General features: G+C 52.4%; 22 protein-coding genes. 5 read left to right on the top strand and 17 right to left on the bottom strand.

The annotated features are described in order from the left end of the window. Positions 1–189: 189 nt before the first annotated feature. Both pagP and purL read right to left on the bottom strand, forming a co-directional pair. Entirely contained in the window at positions 190–744 is a 555-nt protein-coding gene (pagP, locus tag M2403_RS05020) for a lipid IV(A) palmitoyltransferase PagP (protein ID WP_405047805.1), read from the bottom strand. Between the two features lie 346 nt (positions 745–1,090). After that, the gene (gene purL / locus M2403_RS05025; RefSeq protein ID WP_259228662.1) at positions 1,091–4,984 is read right to left on the bottom strand and encodes a phosphoribosylformylglycinamidine synthase; all 3,894 of its coding nucleotides are present in this window, start codon (positions 4,982–4,984) and stop codon (positions 1,091–1,093) included. A 275-nt stretch (positions 4,985–5,259) separates the two neighbouring features. Here purL and mltF point away from each other — a divergent pair, with 275 nt between their 5' ends. Further along, entirely contained in the window at positions 5,260–6,720 is a 1,461-nt protein-coding gene (mltF, locus tag M2403_RS05030; RefSeq protein WP_259228632.1) for a membrane-bound lytic murein transglycosylase MltF, read from the top strand. Positions 6,721–6,741: 21 nt separating this feature from the next. Here the strand turns inward: mltF and tadA are convergent, their stop codons facing one another. The 4 genes from tadA to murQ form a co-directional block, all read right to left on the bottom strand. Further along, the gene (gene tadA, locus M2403_RS05035) at positions 6,742–7,254 is read right to left on the bottom strand and encodes a tRNA adenosine(34) deaminase TadA (RefSeq protein ID WP_152327825.1); all 513 of its coding nucleotides are present in this window, start codon (positions 7,252–7,254) and stop codon (positions 6,742–6,744) included. A gap of 151 nt (positions 7,255–7,405) precedes the next feature. Continuing rightward, on the bottom strand, positions 7,406–8,044 hold the full coding sequence (gene yfhb / locus M2403_RS05040; protein ID WP_152327824.1) for a phosphatidylglycerophosphatase C: 639 nt from the start codon (positions 8,042–8,044) through the stop codon (positions 7,406–7,408). A gap of 4 nt (positions 8,045–8,048) precedes the next feature. Continuing rightward, positions 8,049–9,410 carry a PTS transporter subunit EIIC gene (locus tag M2403_RS05045; protein ID WP_152328027.1) on the bottom strand — a complete coding sequence of 454 codons (1,362 nt, stop codon included), beginning with the start codon at positions 9,408–9,410 and terminating at the stop codon, positions 8,049–8,051. A gap of 21 nt (positions 9,411–9,431) precedes the next feature. Further along, entirely contained in the window at positions 9,432–10,337 is a 906-nt protein-coding gene (gene murQ, locus M2403_RS05050) for an N-acetylmuramic acid 6-phosphate etherase (RefSeq protein ID WP_259228633.1), read from the bottom strand. A gap of 142 nt (positions 10,338–10,479) precedes the next feature. Here murQ and M2403_RS05055 point away from each other — a divergent pair, with 142 nt between their 5' ends. Together M2403_RS05055 and M2403_RS05060 are read left to right on the top strand one after the other, a co-directional pair. After that, entirely contained in the window at positions 10,480–11,328 is an 849-nt protein-coding gene (locus M2403_RS05055) for a MurR/RpiR family transcriptional regulator (RefSeq protein WP_152327822.1), read from the top strand. 31 nt (positions 11,329–11,359) lie between these two features. Further along, on the top strand, positions 11,360–11,683 hold the full coding sequence (locus M2403_RS05060) for a YfhL family 4Fe-4S dicluster ferredoxin (RefSeq protein ID WP_405047806.1): 324 nt from the start codon (positions 11,360–11,362) through the stop codon (positions 11,681–11,683). Positions 11,684–11,704: 21 nt separating this feature from the next. Here the strand turns inward: M2403_RS05060 and acpS are convergent, their stop codons facing one another. The 7 genes from acpS to lepA all read right to left on the bottom strand — a co-directional run bounded on the left by acpS (position 11,705) and on the right by lepA (position 18,340). Continuing rightward, the gene (gene acpS / locus M2403_RS05065; protein WP_152327820.1) at positions 11,705–12,085 is read right to left on the bottom strand and encodes a holo-ACP synthase; all 381 of its coding nucleotides are present in this window, start codon (positions 12,083–12,085) and stop codon (positions 11,705–11,707) included. Then, positions 12,085–12,816, bottom strand: coding sequence for a pyridoxine 5'-phosphate synthase (gene pdxJ / locus M2403_RS05070; protein ID WP_165059255.1), 732 nt, complete (start codon positions 12,814–12,816; stop codon positions 12,085–12,087). Before pdxJ ends, acpS begins: the two co-directional genes overlap by 1 nt. A 101-nt stretch (positions 12,817–12,917) precedes the next feature. Then, positions 12,918–13,652 carry a DNA repair protein RecO gene (gene recO / locus M2403_RS05075; protein ID WP_152327818.1) on the bottom strand — a complete coding sequence of 245 codons (735 nt, stop codon included), beginning with the start codon at positions 13,650–13,652 and terminating at the stop codon, positions 12,918–12,920. An 11-nt stretch (positions 13,653–13,663) separates the two neighbouring features. Further along, entirely contained in the window at positions 13,664–14,569 is a 906-nt protein-coding gene (gene era / locus M2403_RS05080) for a GTPase Era (RefSeq protein WP_152327817.1), read from the bottom strand. Next, positions 14,566–15,246 carry a ribonuclease III gene (rnc, locus tag M2403_RS05085; protein ID WP_013576719.1) on the bottom strand — a complete coding sequence of 227 codons (681 nt, stop codon included), beginning with the start codon at positions 15,244–15,246 and terminating at the stop codon, positions 14,566–14,568. The genes era and rnc overlap by 4 nt, the downstream gene beginning before the upstream one ends. A 288-nt stretch (positions 15,247–15,534) precedes the next feature. Beyond that, positions 15,535–16,512 carry a signal peptidase I gene (gene lepB / locus M2403_RS05090; RefSeq protein WP_165059253.1) on the bottom strand — a complete coding sequence of 326 codons (978 nt, stop codon included), beginning with the start codon at positions 16,510–16,512 and terminating at the stop codon, positions 15,535–15,537. Positions 16,513–16,540: 28 nt separating this feature from the next. Further along, positions 16,541–18,340: a translation elongation factor 4 gene (gene lepA, locus M2403_RS05095; protein ID WP_152327815.1), complete on the bottom strand. Its 1,800-nt coding sequence runs from the start codon at positions 18,338–18,340 to the stop codon at positions 16,541–16,543. Between the two features lie 422 nt (positions 18,341–18,762). On the opposite strand from lepA, the gene M2403_RS05100 reads away from it, so the two are divergent. Continuing rightward, positions 18,763–19,581, top strand: a complete 819-nt coding sequence (locus tag M2403_RS05100) for a hypothetical protein (RefSeq protein WP_152327814.1) — start codon at positions 18,763–18,765, stop codon at positions 19,579–19,581. Positions 19,582–19,639: 58 nt separating this feature from the next. Here M2403_RS05100 and rseC read toward each other — a convergent pair whose 3' ends face one another. From rseC to rpoE, 4 genes are read right to left on the bottom strand one after another with little or no spacing between them, the layout of a single operon-like run. Then, a complete protein-coding gene (gene rseC, locus M2403_RS05105; protein ID WP_152327813.1) occupies positions 19,640–20,104 on the bottom strand; it encodes a SoxR-reducing system protein RseC in 465 nt (154 codons plus the stop codon). Between the two features lie 27 nt (positions 20,105–20,131). Continuing rightward, positions 20,132–21,082 carry a sigma-E factor regulatory protein RseB gene (gene rseB / locus M2403_RS05110; protein ID WP_152327812.1) on the bottom strand — a complete coding sequence of 317 codons (951 nt, stop codon included), beginning with the start codon at positions 21,080–21,082 and terminating at the stop codon, positions 20,132–20,134. Continuing rightward, complete coding sequence (rseA, locus tag M2403_RS05115; RefSeq protein WP_152327811.1) at positions 21,082–21,729, bottom strand: anti-sigma-E factor RseA; 648 nt, start codon at positions 21,727–21,729, stop codon at positions 21,082–21,084. Before rseA ends, rseB begins: the two co-directional genes overlap by 1 nt. A 30-nt stretch (positions 21,730–21,759) precedes the next feature. After that, positions 21,760–22,335: an RNA polymerase sigma factor RpoE gene (gene rpoE / locus M2403_RS05120; RefSeq protein ID WP_101075416.1), complete on the bottom strand. Its 576-nt coding sequence runs from the start codon at positions 22,333–22,335 to the stop codon at positions 21,760–21,762. 214 nt (positions 22,336–22,549) lie between these two features. On the opposite strand from rpoE, the gene nadB reads away from it, so the two are divergent. After that, positions 22,550–24,151 carry an L-aspartate oxidase gene (nadB, locus tag M2403_RS05125; protein ID WP_206738866.1) on the top strand — a complete coding sequence of 534 codons (1,602 nt, stop codon included), beginning with the start codon at positions 22,550–22,552 and terminating at the stop codon, positions 24,149–24,151. The last annotated feature ends 10 nt before the right edge of the window (positions 24,152–24,161 follow it).

Consider the following 24,161-nt stretch of genomic DNA (forward strand, 5'->3'; position numbering starts at 1 on the left):
TCACTCCTTATCGAAGCAATATCATAAACAAAGCATAAGAAAACAGGTTAAACAGGGTTGTAACAAAAAACGTTTAGACACTTAATTACCTGAAAATTAAGGGGTGCAAACTTAAATTATCAGAATAGTCTGTAATGCTTCTGACTGTTTTAAATTTAATAAAGGTATTTATTAAGTAAAGAAATTCAGTTAAAACTGAAAGCGGAACCAGCCAAACAGAACATTGCCTTTTGTATTCGTCCCCGGCACGTAGGTCGCCTGGAATGTCACCCGCGAATATCCGGCAGACACCAGCGGTAACACCATAGGGAAAGGCACGTAATCATAGTTGTCACGTGCAGAGATGGCAGCAATGTATCCGGCTCCCAGGCGAAATTCCTGATCGCTGAAAGGCTGCCATATCTTTTCATATCCATATCCGGCAACGGGTTCCCAATGATTAAAGGAATCTTTAAACGCCATGGCATAAAGCGCGTGCCAGTTTCCTTTATCGTCATAACGTGAAACGCCGTAACCGCCTCCCCACGGATGTTCATTATATCCGTCAATTTGTTTTTTACTGTGCGTGTGACGATTATGGCGGGTTAATACCGGAATAAAGAGATCTTGCTGTTGAGGTTTATTCCAGGTTTCAGCGATATTATTTTTAAATGAAGACCACAGCCCGTCATTTTTTTCGTGTGAAGACATTTCCTGCTGCTGATAATTAGCAACATTTTCCTGCGCCTGTCCATTAATGGACATTAATAATGTACACGTCAAAAGTGAATAAGAGAGTATTGCGCGAGAATTCGCGGAGATTATATTTTCCATTGGCGTAAATGCCCTGTTGAGTTGACCAGGGCATTATATGGCGCTTAACACATATAAATATTTAATAATATATTCAGTAAATATAAACTACAGAGACCAAGAAATGCTATTTCATTGTAAAACAGCCGGTTACAAATTTACCCAGCGGCCGTTTTTGACATATCTTCTTACACTCACGAAATTAATATCATGATTAGTTTATTTTTTGATATTCAGACATAAAAAAAATCCGCAGGCTTTCGCACTACGGATTTTTATTACTGAAGTTTTTTAATGATTAGCCCAGCTGTTTACGCGCGTTGCGGAACATGCGCATCCACGGGCTGTCTTCACCCCACTCTTCCGGGTGCCATGAGTTGCTGACGGTGCGGAAGACACGCTCAGGGTGCGGCATCATGACGGTGACGCGGCCTGAGAGGTTAGTGACAGCGGTGATACCGTTCGGAGAACCGTTAGGGTTGGCCGGATAGTTTTCAGTCGCCTGACCGTTGTTGTCGACAAAACGCAGCGCCACCAGATTGCTGTGTTCGATCTGTGCCAGATGCGCAGCATCACGCACTTCCACATGGCCTTCGCCATGGGAAACGGCGATTGGCATACGTGAACCGGCCATGCCCTGCATGAACATTGACGGGCTGGCGGTCACTTCTACCAGGCTGAAACGCGCTTCAAAGCGATCAGACAGGTTGCGCACAAAGCGCGGCCAGTGTTCAGCGCCCGGGATCAGTTCTTTCAGATTCGACATCATCTGGCAACCGTTACACACGCCAAGCGCCAGAGTCTGCGGACGGTGGAAGAATTCAGCGAACTCTTCACGCACGCGGTCGTTGAACAGGACAGACTTCGCCCAGCCTTCGCCCGCGCCCAGCACGTCACCGTAAGAGAAACCGCCGCACGCCACCAGCGTGTGGAAGTCCTGCAAATCACGGCGACCGGCCAGCAAATCGCTCATATGCACGTCAACCGCATCGAAACCGGCGCGATGGAAAGCCGCCGCCATTTCAACGTGGGAGTTAACGCCCTGCTCACGCAGCACGGCCACTTTCGGACGCGCACCTTTCGCAATATAAGGCGCAGCCACGTCTTCGTCCGGCGCAAAATTCAGTTTCACGTTCAGGCCAGGATCAAGATCGCGGGTTTTGGCCTGATGTTCCTGATCGGCACATTCGGGGTTATCGCGCAGGCGCTGCATCTGCCAGGTGGTTTCTGCCCACCAGGTACGCAACGTGGTGCGGCTTTCGCTGTATACCGGCTTATCGTCCTGCGTGATGATGAAGCGGTCACCGGTTTCAACAGTACCGAGGTAATGCGTGCAGTCTGCCAGACCGAACTGTGCCAGCGTATGTTCGACGGCTTCACGGTCAGAAGCGCGAACCTGAATCACTGCACCCAGCTCTTCGTTAAACAGCGCCGCCAGAGAATCGTTGCCCAGAGCGGCGATATCCGCCGTCAGGCCGCAGTGACCGGCAAAGGCCATTTCCGCCAGCGTGACCAGCAAACCACCGTCGGAACGGTCATGGTAGGCCAGCAGTTTCTGTTCAGAAACCAGCGCCTGCATGGCGTTGAAGAAGCCACCTAGCTGTTCAGCACTGCGCACATCCGCTGGCGTGTTGCCGAGCTGACGATAAACCTGCGCCAGCGCCGTCGCGCCCAGTGCGTTGTGACCGGCACCCAGATCCACCAGCAGCAATGCGGTGTCGCCTTTATCGGTGCGCAGTTGCGGCGTCACGGTATGACGCACGTCTTCGACGCGGGCAAATGCCGTGATGACCAGAGACAACGGTGACGTCATCTCGCGTTGTTCGTTGCCTTCCTGCCAGCGGGTTTTCATCGACATGGAGTCTTTGCCCACCGGAATGGTGATACCCAGTGCCGGGCAAAGCTCTTCGCCCACCGCTTTCACCGCGGCATACAAACCGGCATCTTCGCCCGGGTGACCGGCCGCAGACATCCAGTTAGCAGAAAGCTTAACGCGTTTCAGGCTGCCGATTTCGACCGCGGCCAGGTTCGTCAGTGCTTCACCGACGGCCATGCGGCCGGAAGCGGCAAAGTCCAGCAAGGCGATTGGCGCACGTTCGCCCAGAGACATCGCTTCACCGTGATAGCTGTCGAGGCTGGCGGTAGTGACCGCGCAGTCAGCCACCGGGATCTGCCACGGTCCCACCATCTGATCGCGTGCAACCATACCGGTCACGGTGCGGTCGCCGATGGTGATCAGGAAGGTTTTCTCCGCCACAGCAGGCAGATGCAGAACGCGGTTTACCGCTTCGGCAATCTGAATATTTTCGCCGTTGAGATCATCGCCCTTCGCTTTGAGCGTGGTGACGTCACGGGTCATTTTCGGGGTTTTACCCAGCAGTACGTCCAGCGGCATATCAATCGGCTGGTTATCGAAATGGCTGTCTTCCAGAGACAGATGCATTTCTTCTGTGGCTTCACCGATCACCGCGTACGGTGCGCGCTCGCGTTTACAGATCGCATCGAACTGCGCCAGCTGAGCCGGTGCAACCGCCATGACGTAACGTTCCTGCGATTCGTTACACCAGACTTCCAGCGGGCTCATGCCCGGCTCGTCGTTCAGGATGTCACGCAGCTGGAAGCGGCCGCCACGGTTGCCGTCGCTGACCAGTTCCGGCATCGCGTTGGATAAACCGCCAGCGCCAACGTCATGGATAAACAGAATCGGGTTGGCTTCACCGAGCTGCCAGCAGCGGTCGATCACTTCCTGGCAACGGCGTTCCATTTCCGGGTTATCGCGCTGTACGGAAGCAAAATCCAGATCCGCGTCAGACTGGCCGGAGGCCATTGAAGAAGCCGCACCGCCGCCCAGACCGATATTCATCGCCGGGCCGCCGAGCACAATCAGTTTCGCGCCAACGGTGATTTCACCTTTCTGCACGTGATCAGCACGGATGTTGCCGATACCGCCCGCCAGCATGATCGGTTTGTGATAACCGCGCAGCTCAGGGCCATTGTGGCTGTTGACGTTTTCTTCGTAAGTACGGAAGTATCCCAGCAGCGCCGGACGACCAAATTCGTTGTTGAAGGCTGCGCCGCCCAGCGGGCCGTCAGTCATAATATCCAGCGCGGTAACGATACGATCCGGCTTACCGAAATCTTCTTCCCACGGCTGTTCGAAGCCCGGAATACGCAGGTTAGAAACCGAGAAACCGACCAGACCGGCTTTCGGTTTTGCACCGCGACCGGTTGCGCCTTCGTCACGGATTTCGCCGCCGGAACCTGTCGCCGCACCCGGCCACGGAGAGATCGCCGTCGGGTGGTTATGGGTTTCAACCTTCATCAGGATGTGCGCCTGCTCCTGATGGAAATCGTACAGACCGTCTTTCGCATCGGCGTAGAAACGGCCGACCTGCGAACCTTCCATCACGGCAGCGTTATCTTTGTACGCAGAAAGCACGTGATCAGGCGTCTGTTCGAAGGTGTTTTTGATCATCTTGAACAGGGATTTCGGCTGCGTTTCGCCGTCGATAATCCAGTCAGCGTTGAAGATTTTATGGCGACAATGCTCTGAGTTTGCCTGTGCGAACATATACAGTTCGATGTCAGTCGGGTTGCGCCCCAACGACGTAAAGGCCTCCATCAGGTAATCAATTTCGTCCTGCGCCAGCGCCAGACCCAGTTTGGTATTAGCGGTTTCCAGCGCGATACGGCCTTCGCCGAGAATATCGACATGCTGAACCGGTGCAGGCTGTTGCTGCGCGAACAGCGCGCTGGCGTCTTCGAGTTTGCCAAAGACGGTTTCCATCATGCGATCATGCAGCAATGCGCCCAGCTGCGACCATTGTGCTTCGGTCAGTTCAGGAGCCTGAACATAAAACGCCAGACCGCGCTCAAGGCGAAGAACCTGAGATAAACCGCAGTTGTGTGCAATATCAGTCGCCTTGGAAGACCACGGAGAAATGGTGCCAGGACGCGGGGTAACCAGCAGTAAACGACCTGTTGGCGCATGTTCAGCGAGAGAAGGACCGTATTTCAGGAGGCGTTGCAGCTTGGTTTGTTCGTCCGAATTCAGCGGCGCGCTGACATCGGCAAAGTGTACATATTCGGCGTAAATATCATTGACCGGAAGGCGTGCTTCCTGACAGCGGGATAATAATTTGTTAATGCGAAAAGCCGACAAAGCGGGCGAACCACGCAGTATTTCCATAATCACAGATCTCTCGTCTTCGAAGACACTGACCACAGTGCTTCATTGGGCGCAACAGGGGGAAAACGCGGGCTATTATAAAGAAAGCTTGCGGCATACGAAACCGTTTGCGTCGGGAATATTGATATTCACTCATAACCTTATAAATATTGCGGTTAATATGAATAATGTTGCAGACTGCCGTTTTGTTGAGCAAAATGCGTCAGCACTGGGGATATAACCATAGAAACTGCACAGCACATCGTAAAAAAACAAGAGCGCCGCAGCGAGATAACTATTTGACGCGACTAAAAATTAACTATGTTCTGATGGGGATTGCCGCCCTGTTGCTGGCGCTGGCCTTATGGCCTGCCGTCCCGTGGCACAGAGGCGAAGGCGACCAGTTGGATCAGATAAAATCCCGTGGAGAATTGCGCGTAAGCACGCTCAATTCTCCACTGACTTTTATGGACTCCCCGGAAGGAAATCTCGGCTTCGATTACGAACTGGCTAAACGCTTCGCAGATTATCTGGGCGTAAAGCTGGTGGTGAATCAGCACACCACGATCGAGTCCATGTTCGACGATCTGGACAACAACAAAACCGACATGCTGGCTTCCGGGCTGGTGTATAACAATGCGCGCCTGAAAAACTACCGTGCCGGGCCGGAATACTATTCCGTTTCTCAGCAACTGGTTTACCGGCAGGGAACCGCGCGCCCGAAAAGTTTTGCGGATGTGAAAGGTACGCTGGTGGTTTCCGCCGGCAGTGCGCACATCCTGACGCTGGAAGCCGCCGCCAAAAAATACCCCAATCTGACGTGGACTACGACGGACAAGCTCTCGCCGCGCGATCTGTTGCAACAGGTTGAGAACGGCAAACTGGATTACACGCTGGGGGATTCCGTCACCATCGCCCTGATGCAGCGCGTTTATCCGCGTCTGGCCGTGGCTTTTGATGCCACGGAAGATGAGCCGGTGACCTGGTATTACCGCAAGGAACCGGATGACGACAGCCTTTCTGCGGCGATGCTGGACTTTTTCAGCCAGATTTCCGAAGACGGTACGCTGGAGAAACTTGAGGAGAAATACCTCGGGCACGTCGGCGATTTTGATTATGTCGATACGCGAACTTTCCTGAACGCCATCGACAGTACGCTGCCGGTTTTACAACCACTGTTTGAAAAATACGCGGATAAAATTGACTGGCGGCTGCTGGCGGCGATTGCCTATCAGGAATCCCATTGGGATCCGCAGGCAAAATCTCCGACCGGCGTGCGCGGCGTGATGATGCTGACTCGCACCACAGCGGATGGCCTGAATGTCGATGACCGGACCGATGCCGAGCAAAGTATTCGCGGAGGCGCTCTGTATCTGTCGCACCTGATGGATAAGATGCCGGAATCGATTCCTGAAGATGAACGGATCTGGTTTGCGCTGGCAGCATACAACATGGGTTACAGCCACATGCTCGACGCCCGTAAGCTGACGGCGCAGCAAAAAGCCAATCCGGACAGCTGGGCCGATGTGAAGCAGCGTCTGCCGATGCTCAACCAGAAGCGCTATTTCAGCCGCACAACGTATGGCTACGCGCGCGGCACGCAGGCGTACAATTATGTGGAAAACATCCGCCGCTATCAGCTCAGTCTGGTCGGGTATCTGATGGAGAAAGAGAAGCAACAGGCGCAGAAAGCGGCGTTGCAGGCTCAGCTGGGCCAGGGTTATCCGGTCGTGGACGCAAAAGAAGCCCTGGCGCCGTAGCATTTATAGCAACGAGCGGGCTTATTCTTCAGAGGTATTACCGGCTTGCGCAGCGCGCTCTGCCAGCCGCAGCGCCTTTTTCTGGCTGCGGCGTAAACGAAAGAACGCGCTCAGCTGTTCGGAACATTCTTCCGCTAAGACGCCCGGCAGAATTTCTACTCGATGATTCATGCCCGGATGGCGCAAAACGTCCAGCAGGGAACCGGCGGCACCGGTTTTGGCATCCGCTGCGCCATACACCACGCGACGGATACGGCTGTGGATCATCGCCCCTGCGCACATAACGCAAGGCTCAAGCGTGACGTACAGCGTGGCGTCCAGCAGACGGTAATTTTGTACAGCACTTCCGCCGAGGCGCAGCGCCATAATTTCCGCATGCGCAGTCGGATCATGATGCCCGATAGACCGGTTCCAGCCTTCGCCAATCACCTGATTATCCAAAACCAGCACAGCCCCCACCGGCACTTCGCCTTCATCCTGCGCTTTCAGCGCCAGATTCATGGCATATCGCATCCAGTGTTCGTGTTCTTTCATTTCTGCAAACCCGTTACATAACTCTGCGTCCGACACTTCAACCTCAATCTCTTTTTAGCGGCCAGCAGTATACCTGCGTCATCCCAATGCAAACAGGCCGGAAACCGGCCTGTTTTAGAATGATAGTTAAGACGAAGGTCCGGCGGCGGAATTATTCCAGTTGCTGGAGTTCGCCCTGCTTGCTGACGCGAAAGCGGTGCTCGCAGAAAAACAGCAGCGGGTTGTCCTGTTTGCTGTCGCTGTAGCCACTGTAAAGTTTCAGCGGAGAACCGATGCGGCGTTCAAGCTGAACCACTTTCTCCTCACCCAGGCAGCGCAGAGGCAGCACCCAGCCGCCTTTACCGCGCGCAATGCGGCTGCCCACCAGACGCACTTTAGGCAGAAACAGCGACGCGTTATACACCTGCTGAACCAGATTTTCCGGCGATCCGGTGATCAGCCACACTTCGGTATCATCACTGTCGAGGTATTCACGCAGCCGCCGCTGTACAACCGGGAACTCCACCACTTTGTGGCGAAACGCGGTGACAAACTGCAATTCCAGCGCTTTAAGCCGGGCTTCGCTGTGACCAAAAGTGATCGACCAAAGTAGCAAACTCATCGGCCAGCGCGCGGCCCGCCCGTGCATCAGCAATCCAATCGCCACCAGCGGCAAGACCGGGATCACCAGAATCAGGTTCTGCGGCATCCGCCGGAGCAAAAACCGCAAAAAACTCCCGAACATGTCCTGCTGGTGCAGTGTTCCATCAAGATCAAAAAACACGACCCGTCGATCAGGCTTCGTACTCAATCCGTTACTCCTCGGGATCGTTGAACCCCATCAGCCAGGTAAAAATAAAACCAGCCAATACCGTAATGACTAAACCGGCGAGATACAACATGACTTTGCCGGAAATAATGGTCAGCGCCAGCGGCAATCCGGAAATACCAAAAGTGATCACCGTCGCGACTTTCCAGTAACAGATTAGCGCACCGCCGACCGCGCCGCCTAAACAGGCACCGATAAAAGGCCGCCCCAGCGGTAATGTCACCCCGAAAATCAGCGGTTCGCCGATACCTAAAATACCGACCGGCAGCGCGCCTTTAATCACTTTTTTCAGCCGCGCATTGCGGGTTTTCATGTATACCGCCATGGCCGCCCCAACCTGCCCGACGCCTGCCATCGCCAGAATAGGCAGTAACGGGTTAGAACCGTGCGCCTGAATCAGTTCAACGTGGATCGGCACAAGCCCCTGATGTAACCCCGACAAGACCAGCGGCAGGAAAGCGCCCGCCAGCACTGCGCCAACCAGCAAACCGCCTTTATCTATCGCGATATTAACGCCGTGCGCGATGCCGTCAGAAATGAAACCGCCGATCGGTTGCAGGATGACAATAGCGAGCGTGGCAGTAATCAGCGTGGTAATCAGCGGATTCAGGATCAGCTCCACCGATTCCGGCAGTAAATTACGCAGCCGTTTTTCAAGCCAGCACATCAGGGCTACCACTAAAAGCACGGCAATTACTCCGCCGCGTCCCGGCTGCAACGTTTCGCCAAACAGCGTAATTTGCGCCAGCGCCGGGCTGGAGAGAATGCCGGCCATTACGCCGCCCATCGCCTGTGAACCGCCGAACACGCGGGCCGCATTCACGCCCACGAGAATATTCATGATGGCGAAAACCGCGCCGCCAAAAATCGCTAACAGCCCGAGAATATTCGGGAAATCCGTGGCAATGGAACCGGCAATATCTGGCCGCTTGAGCAGGTTGATAATGCCCATGATCAGCCCCGACGCGATAAAGGCCGGTATCAGCGGAATAAAGACATCAGCCAGTTTGCGCAGCGCCCCGCTCATCGGCGCGGAGTATTTGGCTTTCGCGCTGGCTTTGTTACGCGCGATATCATTCTGAACCGGCGCATCGGTGGTTCTGAGCAATGTGCGCATGGCATCCACGACTTTCGCCGCCGCACCCGGCCCGACGATAAACTGATGCTGATCCCCCTGCTTAAGGTAGCCTTTAATGCCTTCCAGTGTTTTCAGGCGGGTCAGATCCAGACGCGCGTCGTCATGCACTTCCACACGTACGCGGGTCATGCAGTTTTCCAGTTTACTGATATTTCCTTCGCCGCCGACACCCTGCAAAATCTGTGAAGCCAAGAGATTCGTTTTATCCATCGCCATGCTTTTCTCTCCGTATTATTCCGCCAGAGCAGCGCGCAGGAATCCATTATGGTGACTCAGGCGTGCCTTCGCTTCGGACGCATCAATACCTGCCAGCAGCATCAGGATAGCCGGTTTAACGTCGAAATCGGTTTGCGATAATGCCTGTTCAGCGTCTGCGCGCGAGGCTCCGGTGGCTTCCACCACAATGCGGCAGGCGCGGTCGACGAGCTTCACGTTGGTGGCTTTTACATCGACCATCAGGTTCTGGTAAACCTTGCCGGTTTTGACCATCGCACCGGTCGAAATCATATTCAGCACCAGTTTTTGCGCCGTGCCGGATTTCAGACGGGTCGAACCGGTCAGGGCTTCCGGGCCAACCACCGGTGAAATTTCGATGTTTGCCTCGCGGGCAATCGGGGAATCCGGGTTACAGGAAATGGCGACCGTCGCGCATCCCAGGTCCGTTGCGTAGCGCAGTGCGCCAATCACGTAAGGCGTGCGGCCGCTGGCAGCAAGCCCGACGACGGTATCTTTGTCCGTAAGGTTGAGTTTTTTTAAATCTTCAACGCCCAGCGTTTCGCTGTCTTCCGCACCTTCCACGGCTTTCAGCATCGCGCCAGGGCCGCCGGCAATCAGCCCGACGACCATCCCGTGCGGCACGCCAAAAGTCGGCGGACATTCAGATGCATCGAGAACGCCGAGGCGGCCACTGGTTCCGGCACCGAGATAAATCAACCGGCCACCGGCTTTAAAAGAGGCCGCCGCGCTGTCTACCGCTTTCGCAATTTCCGGTAAAACTTTCTGAATCGCTTCCGGCACTTTACGATCCTGCTGGTTGAAGCAGGTCACCAGTTCAAGCGTGGACATCTCATCCAGATTCATGGTTTCCGGGTTACGTGTTTCTGAAACAAGGGTTCCCAGGTTAGCGTTATGGCTCATGATGTTCTCCTGAATATTTAATTCAAATTAGTTACGTGATATTTGAATATTTTATTCATCATTGCGAGGAATATTTGCTATTTTAGATAACATAATCCGTAAAACGTGATGTCAGTATTCAGAGAGGCTGGGAAAAACCACCATGAGCTGCATGATCCGCATCCGCCAGCTTTACCCGACACTGGCACAAAATGACCGAAAACTGGCTGACTTTTTACTGGCGCAGCCGGAACAGGCGCGCCATCTGAGTTCACAAAAACTGGCTGAAATGGCCGGTGTCAGCCAGTCCGGCGTGGTGAAATTCGCTCAGAAGCTGGGCTACAAAGGCTTCCCCGCGCTGAAACTGGCCATGAGTGAATCGCTGGCATCTCCCAATAACAGTGAGCCGGTTACCGTCCATAATCAGATTCTGAGTACGGACAGCCTGCACGTTGTCGGGGAAAAGCTGCTGGCCGAAAAGCAGTCTGCGCTGCGTGCTACGCTGGATATCAACAGCGAGCCGCGTCTGCAAATAGCCCTTTCAATGCTGACAGATGCCAGAAAAATTGTGCTGACGGGCATCGGCGCGTCAGGGCTGGTCGCGAGAGATCTGGCGTATAAATTGCTGAAAATCGGCGTCACAGCCATCGCGGAATCCGATACGCACGTGCTGATTGCCACCGTTCAGGCACTGTCAAAAGACGATTTATTGCTGGCGATTTCTTCCAGCGGTGAGCGCAGTGAAATCAATCTGGCGGCACGGGTGGCGAAAGAGAGCGGCGCAAAAGTGCTGGCACTGACCGGCTTCTCGCCAAATTCATTGCAGCAGCAGGCTGACCATTGCCTGTATACGGTCGCCGAATTACCGGCAACGCGCGGCGCGGCTCTTTCGGCTACCACCGCGCAATCTTCCCTGACAGATTTACTGTTTGTTGCACTGGTTCAGCAGGATACAGAGCATGCGCCGGAACGGATCCGCCACAGCGAAGAGCTGGTGAAAAAGCTGGTTTGATCAGGATCATTTGAGATGTGGAAAGGCGCGGGTGCGGATCCTACGCCAGCGCAATTCTGCTATACTGCGCGCCCTGATTATTGAAGATACGAGAAAGACTATGGCCCTGCTGATCACACACAAATGCATAAATTGCGATATGTGCGAACCGGAGTGCCCGAATCAGGCGATCTCGATGGGCAATGAGATCTATGAAATCGACAGCGATCGCTGTACGGAATGTATCGGTCATTACGATAAACCGACCTGTCAGAGTGTCTGCCCGATCGACAATACGATCATCATCAATCCAGCACATAAAGAAACTAACGAAGAGCTGTGGGATAAATTCGTGATACTGCATCACACCGTATAATTCACGGCGTGATGCACTGAATTAATTTTCGATAATTACGGTTGCACAGGCATAACGGCGTTCATCAGCCAGTGTGACATGCACCGATTTCACGCCCATTTCTGCCGCCATTTCCGCTGCGCGCGCATGGAATACCAGCCCCGGTTTCCCGAGACTGTCATTGACCACTTCAAACTGCTCAAACGCCAGACCGTTGCGGATCCCGGTTCCCAGCGCTTTTGCTGCGGCTTCTTTGACGGCAAAACGCTTGGCCAGAAAGCGAACCGGCTGCTGATGTTGCTGGTAAACAGCCCATTCATTCGCGCACAGAATACGGCGCGCCAGCCGGTCACCACTGCGTTCAATCACAGCTTCGATACGGGTTATTTCAACGATATCCGTACCTAAACCTAAAATGCTCATTAACGGCGTGCTTCCCGCATCAGGTTTTTCATTTCGCGCACGGCACCAGACAACCCGTCAATCACCGCCTGACCGATAATCGCGTGGCCGATATTCAGCTCATGCATTTCCGGCAGCGCCGCAATCGGCTGCACGTTATGGTAAGTCAGACCGTGGCCCGCATTAACCTTCAGGCCTTTGCCTGCGGCGTACGCTGCACCTTGTTTGATGCGTTCCAGTTCAGCCAGACGCTCAAGATCAGTTTGGGCTTCAGCGTAAGCACCGGTGTGAATTTCAATATAAGGCGCACCGACGGCAACTGCGGCGTCAATCTGACGCAAATCCGGGTCGATAAACAGGGAAACCAGAATGCCCGCTTCGCTGAGACGGGAAACGGCGACTGTCATTTTGTCGAGCTGACCAGCCACGTCCAGCCCGCCTTCGGTGGTCACTTCTTCGCGTTTTTCCGGCACCAGGCAGCAGAAATGCGGCAGAATTTCACAGGCGATCCCGACCATTTCATCGGTCACGGCCATTTCCAGATTCATACGGGTCTGGATAGTCTGGCGCAAAAGACGCACATCACGGTCGGTGATATGGCGGCGATCTTCTCGCAGGTGAACAGTAATGCCGTCCGCCCCCGCCTGCTCGGCGATAAACGCAGCCTGGACCGGATCAGGATAAGCCGTACCACGCGCATTACGCAGTGTCGCGATGTGATCAATGTTAACGCCCAACAGCAACTCAGCCATAACAGCTCCAGATTTTTGAATGGATTGATTTAAGAATGGAACAAAAACGTTTTACGCAGTTTACACCTTAGCGGATGTCGGGGTGTAGAGCAGAGTCTGAATTAACCGACAGAATTGTCAGAAGATGAGACGGGCTTTTTAACCTGAAACTGGCGGAACAGCTCACGGCTTTTCAGCGGTTTCCCGCCGAGATACGGCTTCAGCGCCATGCGCGTGAAACGTTTGGCAGCGCGCAAGGTAACGACGTCAAATTCACGGCTGGCGAGGGCTTTTAAATCCCTGCCGGTGAAACTGGAATTGTCGATAACCAGGCTGGCGATAAACCCTTTCTCTTCGCGGTAACGGTAAGTCATGGTGTCACTGACTTCTTCGCCGCTGCCAGCGCAATGCAGAAAATCCACGCCGTAGCCCAGATGGTACAATAGGGATAATTCGAACTGGCGCAGGGCATATTCCGGCGAGCCTGTGGCACCGGCCAGATTTTGCAGGCAATTCAGATAATCGAAGAATAAGGCGGAATAGTTCGCTTCCTGCTCGAGTACGCGGGAAACCAGTTCATTAACGTACAGGCCGCTATAAAGCATCAAACCAGAAAGGGGAAGTGCCAGAGAAACCGGCTCGGCGTTGCGCAGGGTTTTGACTTCTCCGCGACCGCTCCAGCGAACCAGTAAAGGCGTAAAAGGCTGCAGGCAGCCTTTCAGATTGGACCGGCGGCCACGCGCACCTTTAGCCAGTATGCGTACCCGCCCTTGTCCCTCAGTGAAGAGATCCAGCATCAGGCTGGTTTCACTGTAAGGTCGCCCATGCAAAACAAATGCGCGTTGCCAGCCTTCCATAGGCGCGGACCTTATAAGTCGTCTACATAACCCAGGCTGCGCAATGCACGTTCGTCATCTGCCCAGCCGGATTTGACCTTAACCCACAACTCAAGATGGACTTTCGCTTCGAACATGTTTTCCATGTCCTGGCGGGCTTCGATGCCAATCGTCTTGATTTTAGAGCCTTTGTTACCGATAACCATTTTCTTCTGGCCTTCACGTTCTACCAAAATCAGGCCATTGATATCGTAACCACCACGCTCGTTAGTGACGAAACGTTCGATTTCAACGGTGACTGAATACGGCAGCTCTTCGCCCAGGAAACGCATCAGTTTTTCACGGATGATTTCAGAGGCCATAAAGCGCTGTGAACGGTCGGTAATGTAGTCTTCCGGGAAGTGATGAATCGCTTCCGGCAGACGTTTGCGAACCAGAGCAGCGATGGTGTCTACGTTGGTCCCTTTCTCAGCAGAGATAGGCACGATATCGACGAAGTTCATTTGCTCGCTAAGGAACTGCAAATGCGGCAGTAATTTAGATTTATCGGTGACGTTATCAATCTTGTTGATAGCCAGCAGAACCGGCGATTTCAAATCACGCAGTTTGTTGACGACCATTTCGTCATCAGCAGTCCAGTTTGTGCCTTCAACCACGAAGATCACCAGTTCAACATCACCAATTGAGCTGCTTGCAGCACGGTTCATCAGGCGGTTGATTGCACGTTTTTCTTCGATGTGCAGCCCCGGGGTATCCACGTAAATAGCCTGATATGGCCCTTCGGTATGGATGCCCATGATGCGGTGACGCGTGGTTTGTGGTTTGCGTGAAGTAATGGAGATTTTTTGCCCCAATAATTCATTAAGCAATGTAGATTTGCCGACGTTAGGACGGCCTACGATTGCAACAAAACCACAGTAACTTTTTTCTTCGCTCATTCAAGCTCCAGCTGTATCAGCGCTTGTTCCGCTGCCGCCTGCTCGGCTTTTCGGCGACTTGAACCGGTTCCTACAACCGGCTGGTTCAAGCCACTGACCTGGCAGTGGATGGTAAACTCCTGATCGTGCGCTTCACCGCGAACCTGCACAACCAGATAAGAAGGCAACGGCAGATGGCGACCTTGCAAAAACTCCTGTAAACGGGTTTTTGGGTCTTTCTGCTTATCACCGGGACTGATTTCGTCTAAACGACTACGGTACCAATCGAGAATCAGCTTTTCGACGGTCTGGATATCACTGTCCAGGAACACGCCGCCAATGAGTGCCTCCACCGTATCCGCGAGAATTGACTCACGGCGGAAACCACCACTTTTCAATTCGCCCGGCCCTAAACGCAGGCATTCGCCGAGATCGAATTCACGTGCCATTTCAGCTAACGTATTTCCGCGTACCAGCGTGGCACGCATACGACTCATATCGCCCTCGTCTACGCGAGGAAAGCGATGGTACAAAGCGTTAGCAATTACATAACTAAGAATTGAGTCACCCAGGAACTCTAAACGCTCATTGTGCTTACTGCTGGCGCTGCGGTGAGTCAGTGCCTGCAATAAAAGCTCCTGCTGTTGAAAAGTGTAGCCCAGCTTCCGCTGAAGCCTGTTTATTACAATGGGATTCATGAGTTACCAATAGATCAAGAATGCGTCAAAAACTTCAGCATACGGAACAGGCCTGCTTCGCCCTAAGCCAATCCAAAGCTGTTTCGTTTGCAGTGGCTCCCTCTGTTCTTTTGTGTTTTTGTTCTTTTCAAAGAAAAACTAAAAATCAGGGGGCCAACTTTTATCGCCCGAAAGGATATTCTACAACGGGTGAAAATATAATGCTGCGCTAATATAGCCGCCAAAACAGAAGTTGCAGGAGCCAGAGCTTCCTGCAACTTGAATTATCGGGCTGCTGACGCCAGCAGATTAATGAATCCCACCAATACGGCTTAAACGAACACCGGTCGGCCATTCACCTTCCTGCTTTTTAAAGCTCATCCAGATTGCAGAGGCTCTGCCCACTAAATTCTGCTCTGGCACGAAGCCCCAATAACGGCTATCGGCACTGTTATCACGGTTGTCGCCCATCATGAAATAATGGCCGGCCGGAACAACCCAGGTTCCCAGAGGCTGACCCGGTTGCTGATAATACGCACCCAGTTGGTCACGCGCGCCAGGCACGGTCAGAATACGGTGAGTCACATTGCCCAGCGTTTCATTGCGTTGCACCAGACGAACGCCGTCCTGCGGAACGTTGCCGGTCGGCGGAGTCTCAAAGAAACCGCTGCTTGCTTCGCCTCCAGAAGACTGGCCGAAAGTCTGTACAAAATCACTGGCTGTGCCCGTGTCGTAAGTCACCGCAAGCGCCGTATTGCAACTCTGTCCATTTTCACAGGCAGGCTGAACGGTCACCTGCTTGCTGAAGGGATCATAGGTTACGCGATCGCCCGGCAGCCCCACTAAACGTTTAATATAGTCAACGCTCGGATCACGTGGGTATTTAAATACCACCACATCGCCACGTTTTGGTTCGCCAGTCGGAATAAGCTTGGTCTGAGTGATCGGATCTTTCAGACCATAGGCGTATTTTTCCACCACAATGAAATCGCCAATCAACAGCGTTGGCATCATTGAACCGGACGGGATCTGGAAGGGTTCATAAATAAATGAACGCACCACGAACACGACTAACAGTACCGGGAATACAGAAGCACAGGTTTCCACCCAGCCTGGCTGCTTCGCGACCTTGCTCAGCGTGACGTCGTCAACTGCACCGCCAGTTTCGGCCTTAATTTTAGCAATTTTCGCCCGACGTGCGGGTGCCAGCTTGAAACGATCAAGGCACCAGATAATCCCTGATACCAGCGTTGCAATCGCCAGAATCAGGGCAAACATGTTAGCCATGCATACTCCCTACAACTCAATTAAGGATTTATTTGCTGTCTTTGCCTACGTGAAGAATGGCCAGGAACGCTTCCTGTGGTAACTCAACGTTACCCACTTGCTTCATGCGTTTCTTACCATCTTTCTGTTTCTGCAACAGTTTTTTCTTACGGCTTACGTCACCGCCATAACACTTGGCGAGAACGTTTTTACGTAATTGCTTAACCGTCGAACGGGCAATGATGTGAGCACCAATCGCCGCCTGGATTGCAATGTCGAACTGCTGACGCGGGATTAATTCCTGCATCTTCTCAACCAGCTGGCGTCCACGGAACTGTGAGTTGCCACGGTGAGTGATCAGCGCCAGCGCATCCACACGGTCGCCATTGATTAGAACATCAACACGCACCATGTCAGAAGTCTGGAAACGTTTGAAATTGTAATCAAGAGACGCATAACCGCGCGAAGTGGACTTCAGACGGTCAAAGAAATCGAGCACGACTTCCGCCATTGGAATTTCGTAAGTCAGCGCAACCTGATTGCCGTGATAAACCATATTGGTCTGCACGCCACGTTTCTCAATACATAACGTGATCACGCTGCCCAGATATTCCTGCGGCATCAGCATGTGACATTCGGCGATAGGCTCGCGTAATTCGAGAATGTTGTTCAGCGCAGGCAATTTAGAGGGGCTGTCGACATAAACGGTTTCGTTACCGGTGGTCAGGACTTCATACACTACCGTCGGTGCGGTGGTGATCAGATCCAAATCGTATTCACGTTCCAGACGTTCCTGAATGATTTCCATGTGCAGTAAGCCCAGGAAACCACAGCGGAAGCCGAAGCCCAGCGCGGTAGAACTTTCTGGTTCATAGAACAGGGAGGCGTCGTTCAGGCTGAGTTTACCCAGCGCGTCACGGAAGTTTTCATAATCATCAGAGCTGACCGGGAACAGGCCGGCATAAACCTGAGGTTTCACTTTTTTGAAACCAGGCAACGCTTTGTCCGCAGGCTGACGCGCTAATGTCAGGGTATCGCCTACCGGCGCGCCCAGGATGTCTTTGATCGCGCAAACCAACCAGCCAACTTCGCCGCAGTTCAGGATGTCTTTATCAACACGTTTAGGCGTGAAAATACCCAGACGATCGGCGTTATACACCTGTCCGGTACTCATGACTTTAATTTTGTCGCCTTTTCTCATGGTGCCGTTTTTGATACGCACCAGAGAAACCACGCCAAGGTAGTTATCGAACCAGGAGTCGATGATCAGTGCCTGCAGCGGCGCTTCAGGATCACCTTCCGGCGGCGGAACATCACGAACCAGACGTTCCAGCACTTCTGGCACGCCAACACCGGTTTTCGCCGAGCAACGTACCGCGTCGGTCGCATCGATACCCACGATGTCTTCGATTTCCTGTGCAGCACGATCGGGATCAGCGGCTGGCAAATCGATTTTGTTAAGAACCGGAACCACTTCCAGATCCATTTCCATCGCGGTGTAACAGTTTGCCAGGGTCTGCGCTTCTACGCCCTGACCGGCATCGACCACCAACAACGCACCTTCACAGGCGGCCAGAGAACGGGAAACTTCATAAGAGAAGTCAACGTGCCCCGGGGTGTCGATAAAGTTCAGATGATAAACCTGACCGTCTTTCGCTTTGTAATCGAGGGTGACGCTTTGCGCTTTAATGGTGATGCCGCGTTCACGTTCCAGATCCATTGAATCGAGAACCTGCGCTTCCATTTCACGATCGGACAAGCCACCGCAAATTTGAATAATACGGTCTGACAGCGTCGACTTACCGTGGTCAATGTGGGCAATAATGGAGAAATTTCGTATATGCTTCATTATAAAAGTTTTTCTGCCTTGGTATTTCTGAATCATTCGCCATGAACATACAGCGACGGTTTGTAGGTTGGCTGTCTTTCGCCTAAGTCGCAGCATTCTACATGCCAGCACTGGGAAAACCTAGTCTCGGCACACCCTAACTCCAGATTATGCGAGCTTTCCCATCAGGAAGAGGTCAACTTTTCATTTATTTTCATTTGTCGCCTCTTTGCGCCTGCCAGCAACGTCCATTAATCCGAGTCGGGAAAATACAAACGCCTTCTGTTTATTTTAGGAAAATGCCCATATACAAAAACAGACACCGCGACTTAATATATTGTTATAAAAAGAAATAACTCTCCCCCAACCTACTTAGGTTTTAATTACTGTCTTCTTTAAACAACTTTTTTATTTTAATTCAATCCGGTCACAAGGTTAGCGATATGATCAATGAAGGGCGGCTGCTCAGTCAGCATGGCTTTGCCAAAGCCAACTCGTGGATCACTCTGGTCCTGTCAGTTCTGTTACTGATCGGCGGCGCGGTGCAAATTGCATTCCTGCTGGCTTTCGGGCATACCGCAGCCGGGCTGCACAGCGTTGTGCTGTCTGCTTTGCTCAGCATTGCGCTGGGGATTGTCCTCATCATGCTAAGACGCTTCATCCGTCCACATCAAATCTATCAGCTGCATGAAAACGGTATTTTAGTTATAAGCCAGACGGATAAAAAGAATCGTTTTATTCCGTTCGAAAGGATTATAGATATATATCGTTTCAGAACCGGTAAATATACACGTCGCATTTTAAACACGATGATATTTCGTGAAGAAAATAGCAAAACCTGGCATCGGATCACGCCAAACATTGCTCATTCCGAGCGGTTAATTGAAGTTATTAAAAACGAACAACTGATGTTTCGTGGTCCGTGGGCATTAAATACATTGGCTCAGGGTGGCGATATTCTTTTTACCCGTCTGCTCAATGCCCGCTGCGGATTTAAACGGTTTCTCAGCTCTAACCTTCTGGCAACGCACGAAAAACGAATCAGGTTGAGCGCGCTGATGCTGACCACGGATGAAGGGAAAACGGTGCCGGTTGAAGACATTCAGTTTATCAGCGGTGGCAGCAACAGCCCGCTGATTCGATTGCTAGATAAACACGGCAGGATCCTGTTTTCCGTGCACTATACCTCGCTCTCAAGCGCAGATCTTTTCATCGCGCTGATTGAGCATATGATTCAGAACCGGATACCTGTCAGAAACTAAAAATGCCACTGAATCAAAAGAAACAGTGGCATTTATACGGATCACGAATGGAGAGGTTTTAGCTGTCAGCAGAGTAGCGGAATGCATTCGGTGGTAACCCGACCTGCAAGACCACCGGCTGATAACCAGCTTTGCCGTCGACTTTTGCCGCCAGCGCTTTTGCAATCAGGAAGCCCAATCCACCGCCGAGCACAGCACCAATCACTGCATACATATCTTCTTTCAGCAGGGCCTGTAGCAACCCGCCGCCAGCAATGACACCAAACAATGGCGTCATATAAACCAAAAATGCCGAACGAAGAAGGCTTCCCTCGGGGATCCCAAGTTCGACTTTCTGACCCGGTTCCAGACGTTCATTGATGCTGACCTGAAGATTATGCTCGGTTTGTGGCCCTAACTCATTCAATACGCGGGCACCACAACCTGAGCGTGAATGGCAGCTACTGCAACCCGCCTGCGTTTCACAACGCAGCGTTGCAATACCATTTTGCCACGAGATAACTGTGGCCCATTCTTTCATCATGTGATCACCCGTTTTTTTAGTCAAAAGTCATTTTGCGGAGAAGACGATACTGTCAGCAATACGTTTGGCTGTTGAAGGTGGCAATTCTCCGACAACGGTAATTTCATTGCCGTTGCGAATTTCTGTCTGCACCGTTCTGCGCCCCTGCCTGATTAACTGCTCAGAGGGCCCGCTGGTCGTAGAGCTGATATTGACGGAGAAACTGAATAATCCATCAGTATACAGACGTGATTCTATCGTGACGGGCATATTTGGCAAGTTTCTGCGACTGCTTGCCACTTCCGTGACACCCGCCGGAAGCCATTTCACCTGCCAGCTAAATTTCGCCTGCTCGGAAGCAGGTAAAGAAAGCACAGGCGGTAAACTTGCTTTTTCCAAATCAGCCAGCATGCCAATGGCTTGCTTTCCATCATCAAAACTGATGACACGGAACTGCTCCAGTGTTTCACCGTCTCTGTCTAACAGATCAACACGCATAGGCAATTTCGTCTGCTCGTCCACCCAGATGACATAGCTGAAACGCGTACCATCCCGCGAAACAACGCGGATAACCTGACTCAGGCGATCGGCAGCACGGGCGCGACCTACGGCAATAAAGTCGTAGTATTTTGAAAGCAGGGAGAAATCACTGAAAACGATGGAAGGAAGGGAATCAACGATATGATCGCCATCCAGAGTGAAAGGCTGTAACCCGGTCTCAAAGTAGCTGATGTCTTTTCCACGCTGGACAATTTCACGGCGCGGCCCATCCATCAGAACCAGCTGAGCGAGTAAGACTTCCTTCGAGACAGCATGACGATAGCGAAAGGAGTCAATCCCCTGCTTCGTGATGTTGATAAAACCCATTTCATAATTCAGCGACTGGCTGGCTTTACCCATTTCTTGTAATAACGCCTCGGAAGTCGGTTCTGCCGAGGCGATACTTGAAGAAAGCAGGCTGCCCGTCGCTAAACAAACGGCAAACCAAAATTGCTTCATTACTGCGTTTGCGTTCCTAAAGACTGAGTTCCGGGGACCTGAACAGCAGCTTGCTGTGGCGTGATCGGTTCGAGCTGAAGCTGCTCAGAGTGCAAGCGGCGCTGCAGTTCGTAATCCTGCAACATAGCATTGATGCGTTTACGTTGCTCCTGCACATTTTGTTGCCCGCTGGTGGTATTGCCTTCATTTGGCACGCCGAAGCTCACCGGAGAAGCTTTACCCATCATAGGCAACGTATTGAACGCAGGAGTTTCCGGAGAAGCACCCGTTGCGTCAGGCTGATTGTAGTGCTGCACACCCACAATCACGGCCAGAGACACACACGCGGCCACACCAATCTGGGTCAGCTGGCTCGCCCAAGGACGAACTTTGTGCCAGAAAGGCATTTTCTGCCAGGTATGAGGCTGAGGCTGCGATTCTGTAGCAGAACCCGGCACCAGTTTAACCGGCTCGTTTGCCAGCGCTGCGGCCACACGGTCTGCGATATCCAGATGCACTACATTCCCAATATCACCGCGTAAGGTATCGCGGATCAAATGATAACTCTGCCAGCTTTGCTGAAGCTTATTATCCGTTGATAAAGAACTTAACAGTTCTGAATCAATCGCTTCACCATCCATCAGAGCGGAAAGCTTTTCTTTCTGCATGCCTAAGTACCCTTCCTGTGTCCGTCATCTCTAACGCTGGATGAGCGGTTGAACTTTGTTATCAATTGCTTCCCGGGCACGGAATATACGGGATCTGACCGTACCCACCGGACAATCCATGATGGCAGCTATTTCTTCATAGCTCAGCCCATCCAACTCCCTCAAGGTAATCGCCATGCGAAGATCTTCAGGAAGCGCTTCAATAGTACGGAAAACTATCTGTCGTAACTCTTCAGACAACATCAAGTTCTCTGGGTTCGAAATTTCTTTCAGGGCACCACCACTTTCGAAGTTTTCGGCTTCATTTGCGTCGACGTCACTTGAAGGCGGACGTCGTCCCTGAGCAACCAGATAATTTTTCGCTGTGTTGACTGCAATACGGTACAACCAGGTATAAAAAGCACTGTCGCCGCGGAAAGATTCCAGCGCGCGATACGCTTTAATAAAAGATTCCTGAACCACGTCAGGCACATCGCCCTGTGGCACATAGCGGGATACAAGGCTCGCTACCTTATGCTGGTAACGAACAACCAGTAAATTGAACGATTTTTGATCACCCTTCTGGACCCGCTCAACCAGAACTTGATCGGCTAACTGCTCGCTCATCCGAGGTAAAATCTCCCCAAAACCATCTCCGCGCTTAAAGTCGTACTGCCAGCTTTCATCATTATATTCCTGAGCAAGTACTGCTTGGAGTTCACATGAAACATAAAGTTCCACATCGCCATTGTTTTTTCTATTGAAGTCTCATGCCCGTGGCTTTTTCACGGAGGTTTAGGCTAACATGAATTTCCCTCTTCTTCTGCAAACATCATACGTTATGCAACCTTCATCTGAATTTGTTAGCGATGTATTGATAATCGGAAGTGGCGCTGCGGGCCTTTCTCTGGCTTTGCGACTTGCAGACCACTGTCACGTCACTGTTCTCAGTAAGGGCCCGCTCAACGAAGGCTCAACGTTTTACGCACAGGGCGGGATCGCCGCCGTTTTCGACGAAACAGACAGCATTGCCTCACACGTTGATGACACATTAGTTGCCGGCGCAGGTTTGTGCGATAAAGAAGCGGTGGAATTTATCGCCAGCAACGCACGTCATTGTGTCCAGTGGTTGATCGACCAGGGCGTGCTGTTTGATACCGAAACTAACGCGAGTTCAGAAGAGCGTTATCATCTGACGCGCGAGGGCGGTCACAGCCACCGTAGGATCCTGCATGCTGCTGATGCTACAGGTAAAGAAGTAGAGACTACGCTGGTTGGGAAAGCAAGGGCGCACGCCAATATTTGCGTTAAAGAACGCTATAATGCGGTTGATTTAATTACTTCAAGCAAACTCGGATTACCGGGCACACAACGCGTCGTCGGTGCTTATGTCTGGAACCGTGATAAAGAGCACGTGGAAACACTGCGGGCCAAAGCGGTTGTGCTGGCCACTGGCGGTGCAGCGAAGGTCTATCAGTACACCACGAATCCGGATATCTCTTCCGGTGATGGCGTGGCGATGGCGTGGCGTGCAGGCTGTCGTGTGGCCAATCTGGAATTTAATCAGTTTCATCCGACCTGCCTGTATCACCCGCAGGCGCGTAACTTCCTGCTGACTGAAGCTTTGCGTGGCGAAGGTGCTCTGCTCAAACGCCCTGACGGCTCACGATTTATGCCTGATTTCGATGCACGTGGCGAACTGGCACCGCGTGATGTAGTGGCTCGGGCAATCGACCATGAAATGAAGCGTCTTGGCGCGGACTGCATGTATCTTGATATCAGCCATCGTCCGCCGGAATTCATCAAGCATCATTTCCCAATGATTGATGAAAAGCTGCAAACACTGGGCATCGACCTGACCAAACAGCCAATTCCGATTGTACCTGCTGCGCATTACACCTGCGGCGGTGTCATGGTGGATCAGCACGGGCGTACCGATCTCGACGGTTTGTATGCGATTGGCGAAGTCAGCTACACCGGTCTGCATGGCGCAAACCGCCTGGCGTCTAACTCACTGCTGGAATGTGTGGTGTATGGCTGGTCTGCGGCGGAGGACATCATTAAGCGCCTGCCTCACGCAAAACTGGCGAAAAACATTCCGCAATGGGATGAAAGCCGGGTGGACAATTCCGATGAGCAGGTGGTTATCCAGCATAACTGGCATGAACTGCGCCTGTTTATGTGGGACTACGTGGGAATTGTGCGCACGACCAAACGCCTTGAGCGTGCCCTGCGTCGCATCATGACGCTGCAACAGGAAATTGACGAGTATTACGCCAACTTCCGTATTTCTAATAATCTGCTGGAATTGAGAAATCTGGTACTGGTGGCTGAACTCATCGTCCGCAGCGCACTGGAACGTAAAGAAAGCCGCGGGCTGCACTTCACGCTAGATTATCCCGATTTAGAGGAAAACCCTCAGCCGACAATCTTGCAGCCTTAGTCGCTAAAAA

Source organism: Rahnella sp. BIGb0603 (assembly GCF_024808755.1).
GTDB lineage: Bacteria > Pseudomonadota > Gammaproteobacteria > Enterobacterales > Enterobacteriaceae > Rahnella > Rahnella contaminans.

What these genes read in the sequence shown, in the direction of transcription:
- pagP (WP_405047805.1), bottom strand. Translation starts at nt 744, where the DNA reads ATGTCCATTAATGGACAGGCGCAGGAAAATGTTGCTAATTATCAGCAG.
- tadA (WP_152327825.1), bottom strand. Translation starts at nt 7,254, where the DNA reads ATGAAAGAACACGAACACTGGATGCGATATGCCATGAATCTGGCGCTG.
- M2403_RS05045 (WP_152328027.1), bottom strand. Translation starts at nt 9,410, where the DNA reads ATGGATAAAACGAATCTCTTGGCTTCACAGATTTTGCAGGGTGTCGGC.
- murQ (WP_259228633.1), bottom strand. Translation starts at nt 10,337, where the DNA reads ATGAGCCATAACGCTAACCTGGGAACCCTTGTTTCAGAAACACGTAAC.
- M2403_RS05055 (WP_152327822.1), top strand. Translation starts at nt 10,480, where the DNA reads ATGAGCTGCATGATCCGCATCCGCCAGCTTTACCCGACACTGGCACAA.
- acpS (WP_152327820.1), bottom strand. Translation starts at nt 12,085, where the DNA reads ATGAGCATTTTAGGTTTAGGTACGGATATCGTTGAAATAACCCGTATC.
- pdxJ (WP_165059255.1), bottom strand. Translation starts at nt 12,816, where the DNA reads ATGGCTGAGTTGCTGTTGGGCGTTAACATTGATCACATCGCGACACTG.
- recO (WP_152327818.1), bottom strand. Translation starts at nt 13,652, where the DNA reads ATGGAAGGCTGGCAACGCGCATTTGTTTTGCATGGGCGACCTTACAGT.
- era (WP_152327817.1), bottom strand. Translation starts at nt 14,569, where the DNA reads ATGAGCGAAGAAAAAAGTTACTGTGGTTTTGTTGCAATCGTAGGCCGT.
- rnc (WP_013576719.1), bottom strand. Translation starts at nt 15,246, where the DNA reads ATGAATCCCATTGTAATAAACAGGCTTCAGCGGAAGCTGGGCTACACT.
- lepB (WP_165059253.1), bottom strand. Translation starts at nt 16,512, where the DNA reads ATGGCTAACATGTTTGCCCTGATTCTGGCGATTGCAACGCTGGTATCA.
- lepA (WP_152327815.1), bottom strand. Translation starts at nt 18,340, where the DNA reads ATGAAGCATATACGAAATTTCTCCATTATTGCCCACATTGACCACGGT.
- M2403_RS05100 (WP_152327814.1), top strand. Translation starts at nt 18,763, where the DNA reads ATGATCAATGAAGGGCGGCTGCTCAGTCAGCATGGCTTTGCCAAAGCC.
- rseC (WP_152327813.1), bottom strand. Translation starts at nt 20,104, where the DNA reads ATGATGAAAGAATGGGCCACAGTTATCTCGTGGCAAAATGGTATTGCA.
- rseB (WP_152327812.1), bottom strand. Translation starts at nt 21,082, where the DNA reads ATGAAGCAATTTTGGTTTGCCGTTTGTTTAGCGACGGGCAGCCTGCTT.
- rseA (WP_152327811.1), bottom strand. Translation starts at nt 21,729, where the DNA reads ATGCAGAAAGAAAAGCTTTCCGCTCTGATGGATGGTGAAGCGATTGAT.
- rpoE (WP_101075416.1), bottom strand. Translation starts at nt 22,335, where the DNA reads ATGAGCGAGCAGTTAGCCGATCAAGTTCTGGTTGAGCGGGTCCAGAAG.
- nadB (WP_206738866.1), top strand. Translation starts at nt 22,550, where the DNA reads ATGCAACCTTCATCTGAATTTGTTAGCGATGTATTGATAATCGGAAGT.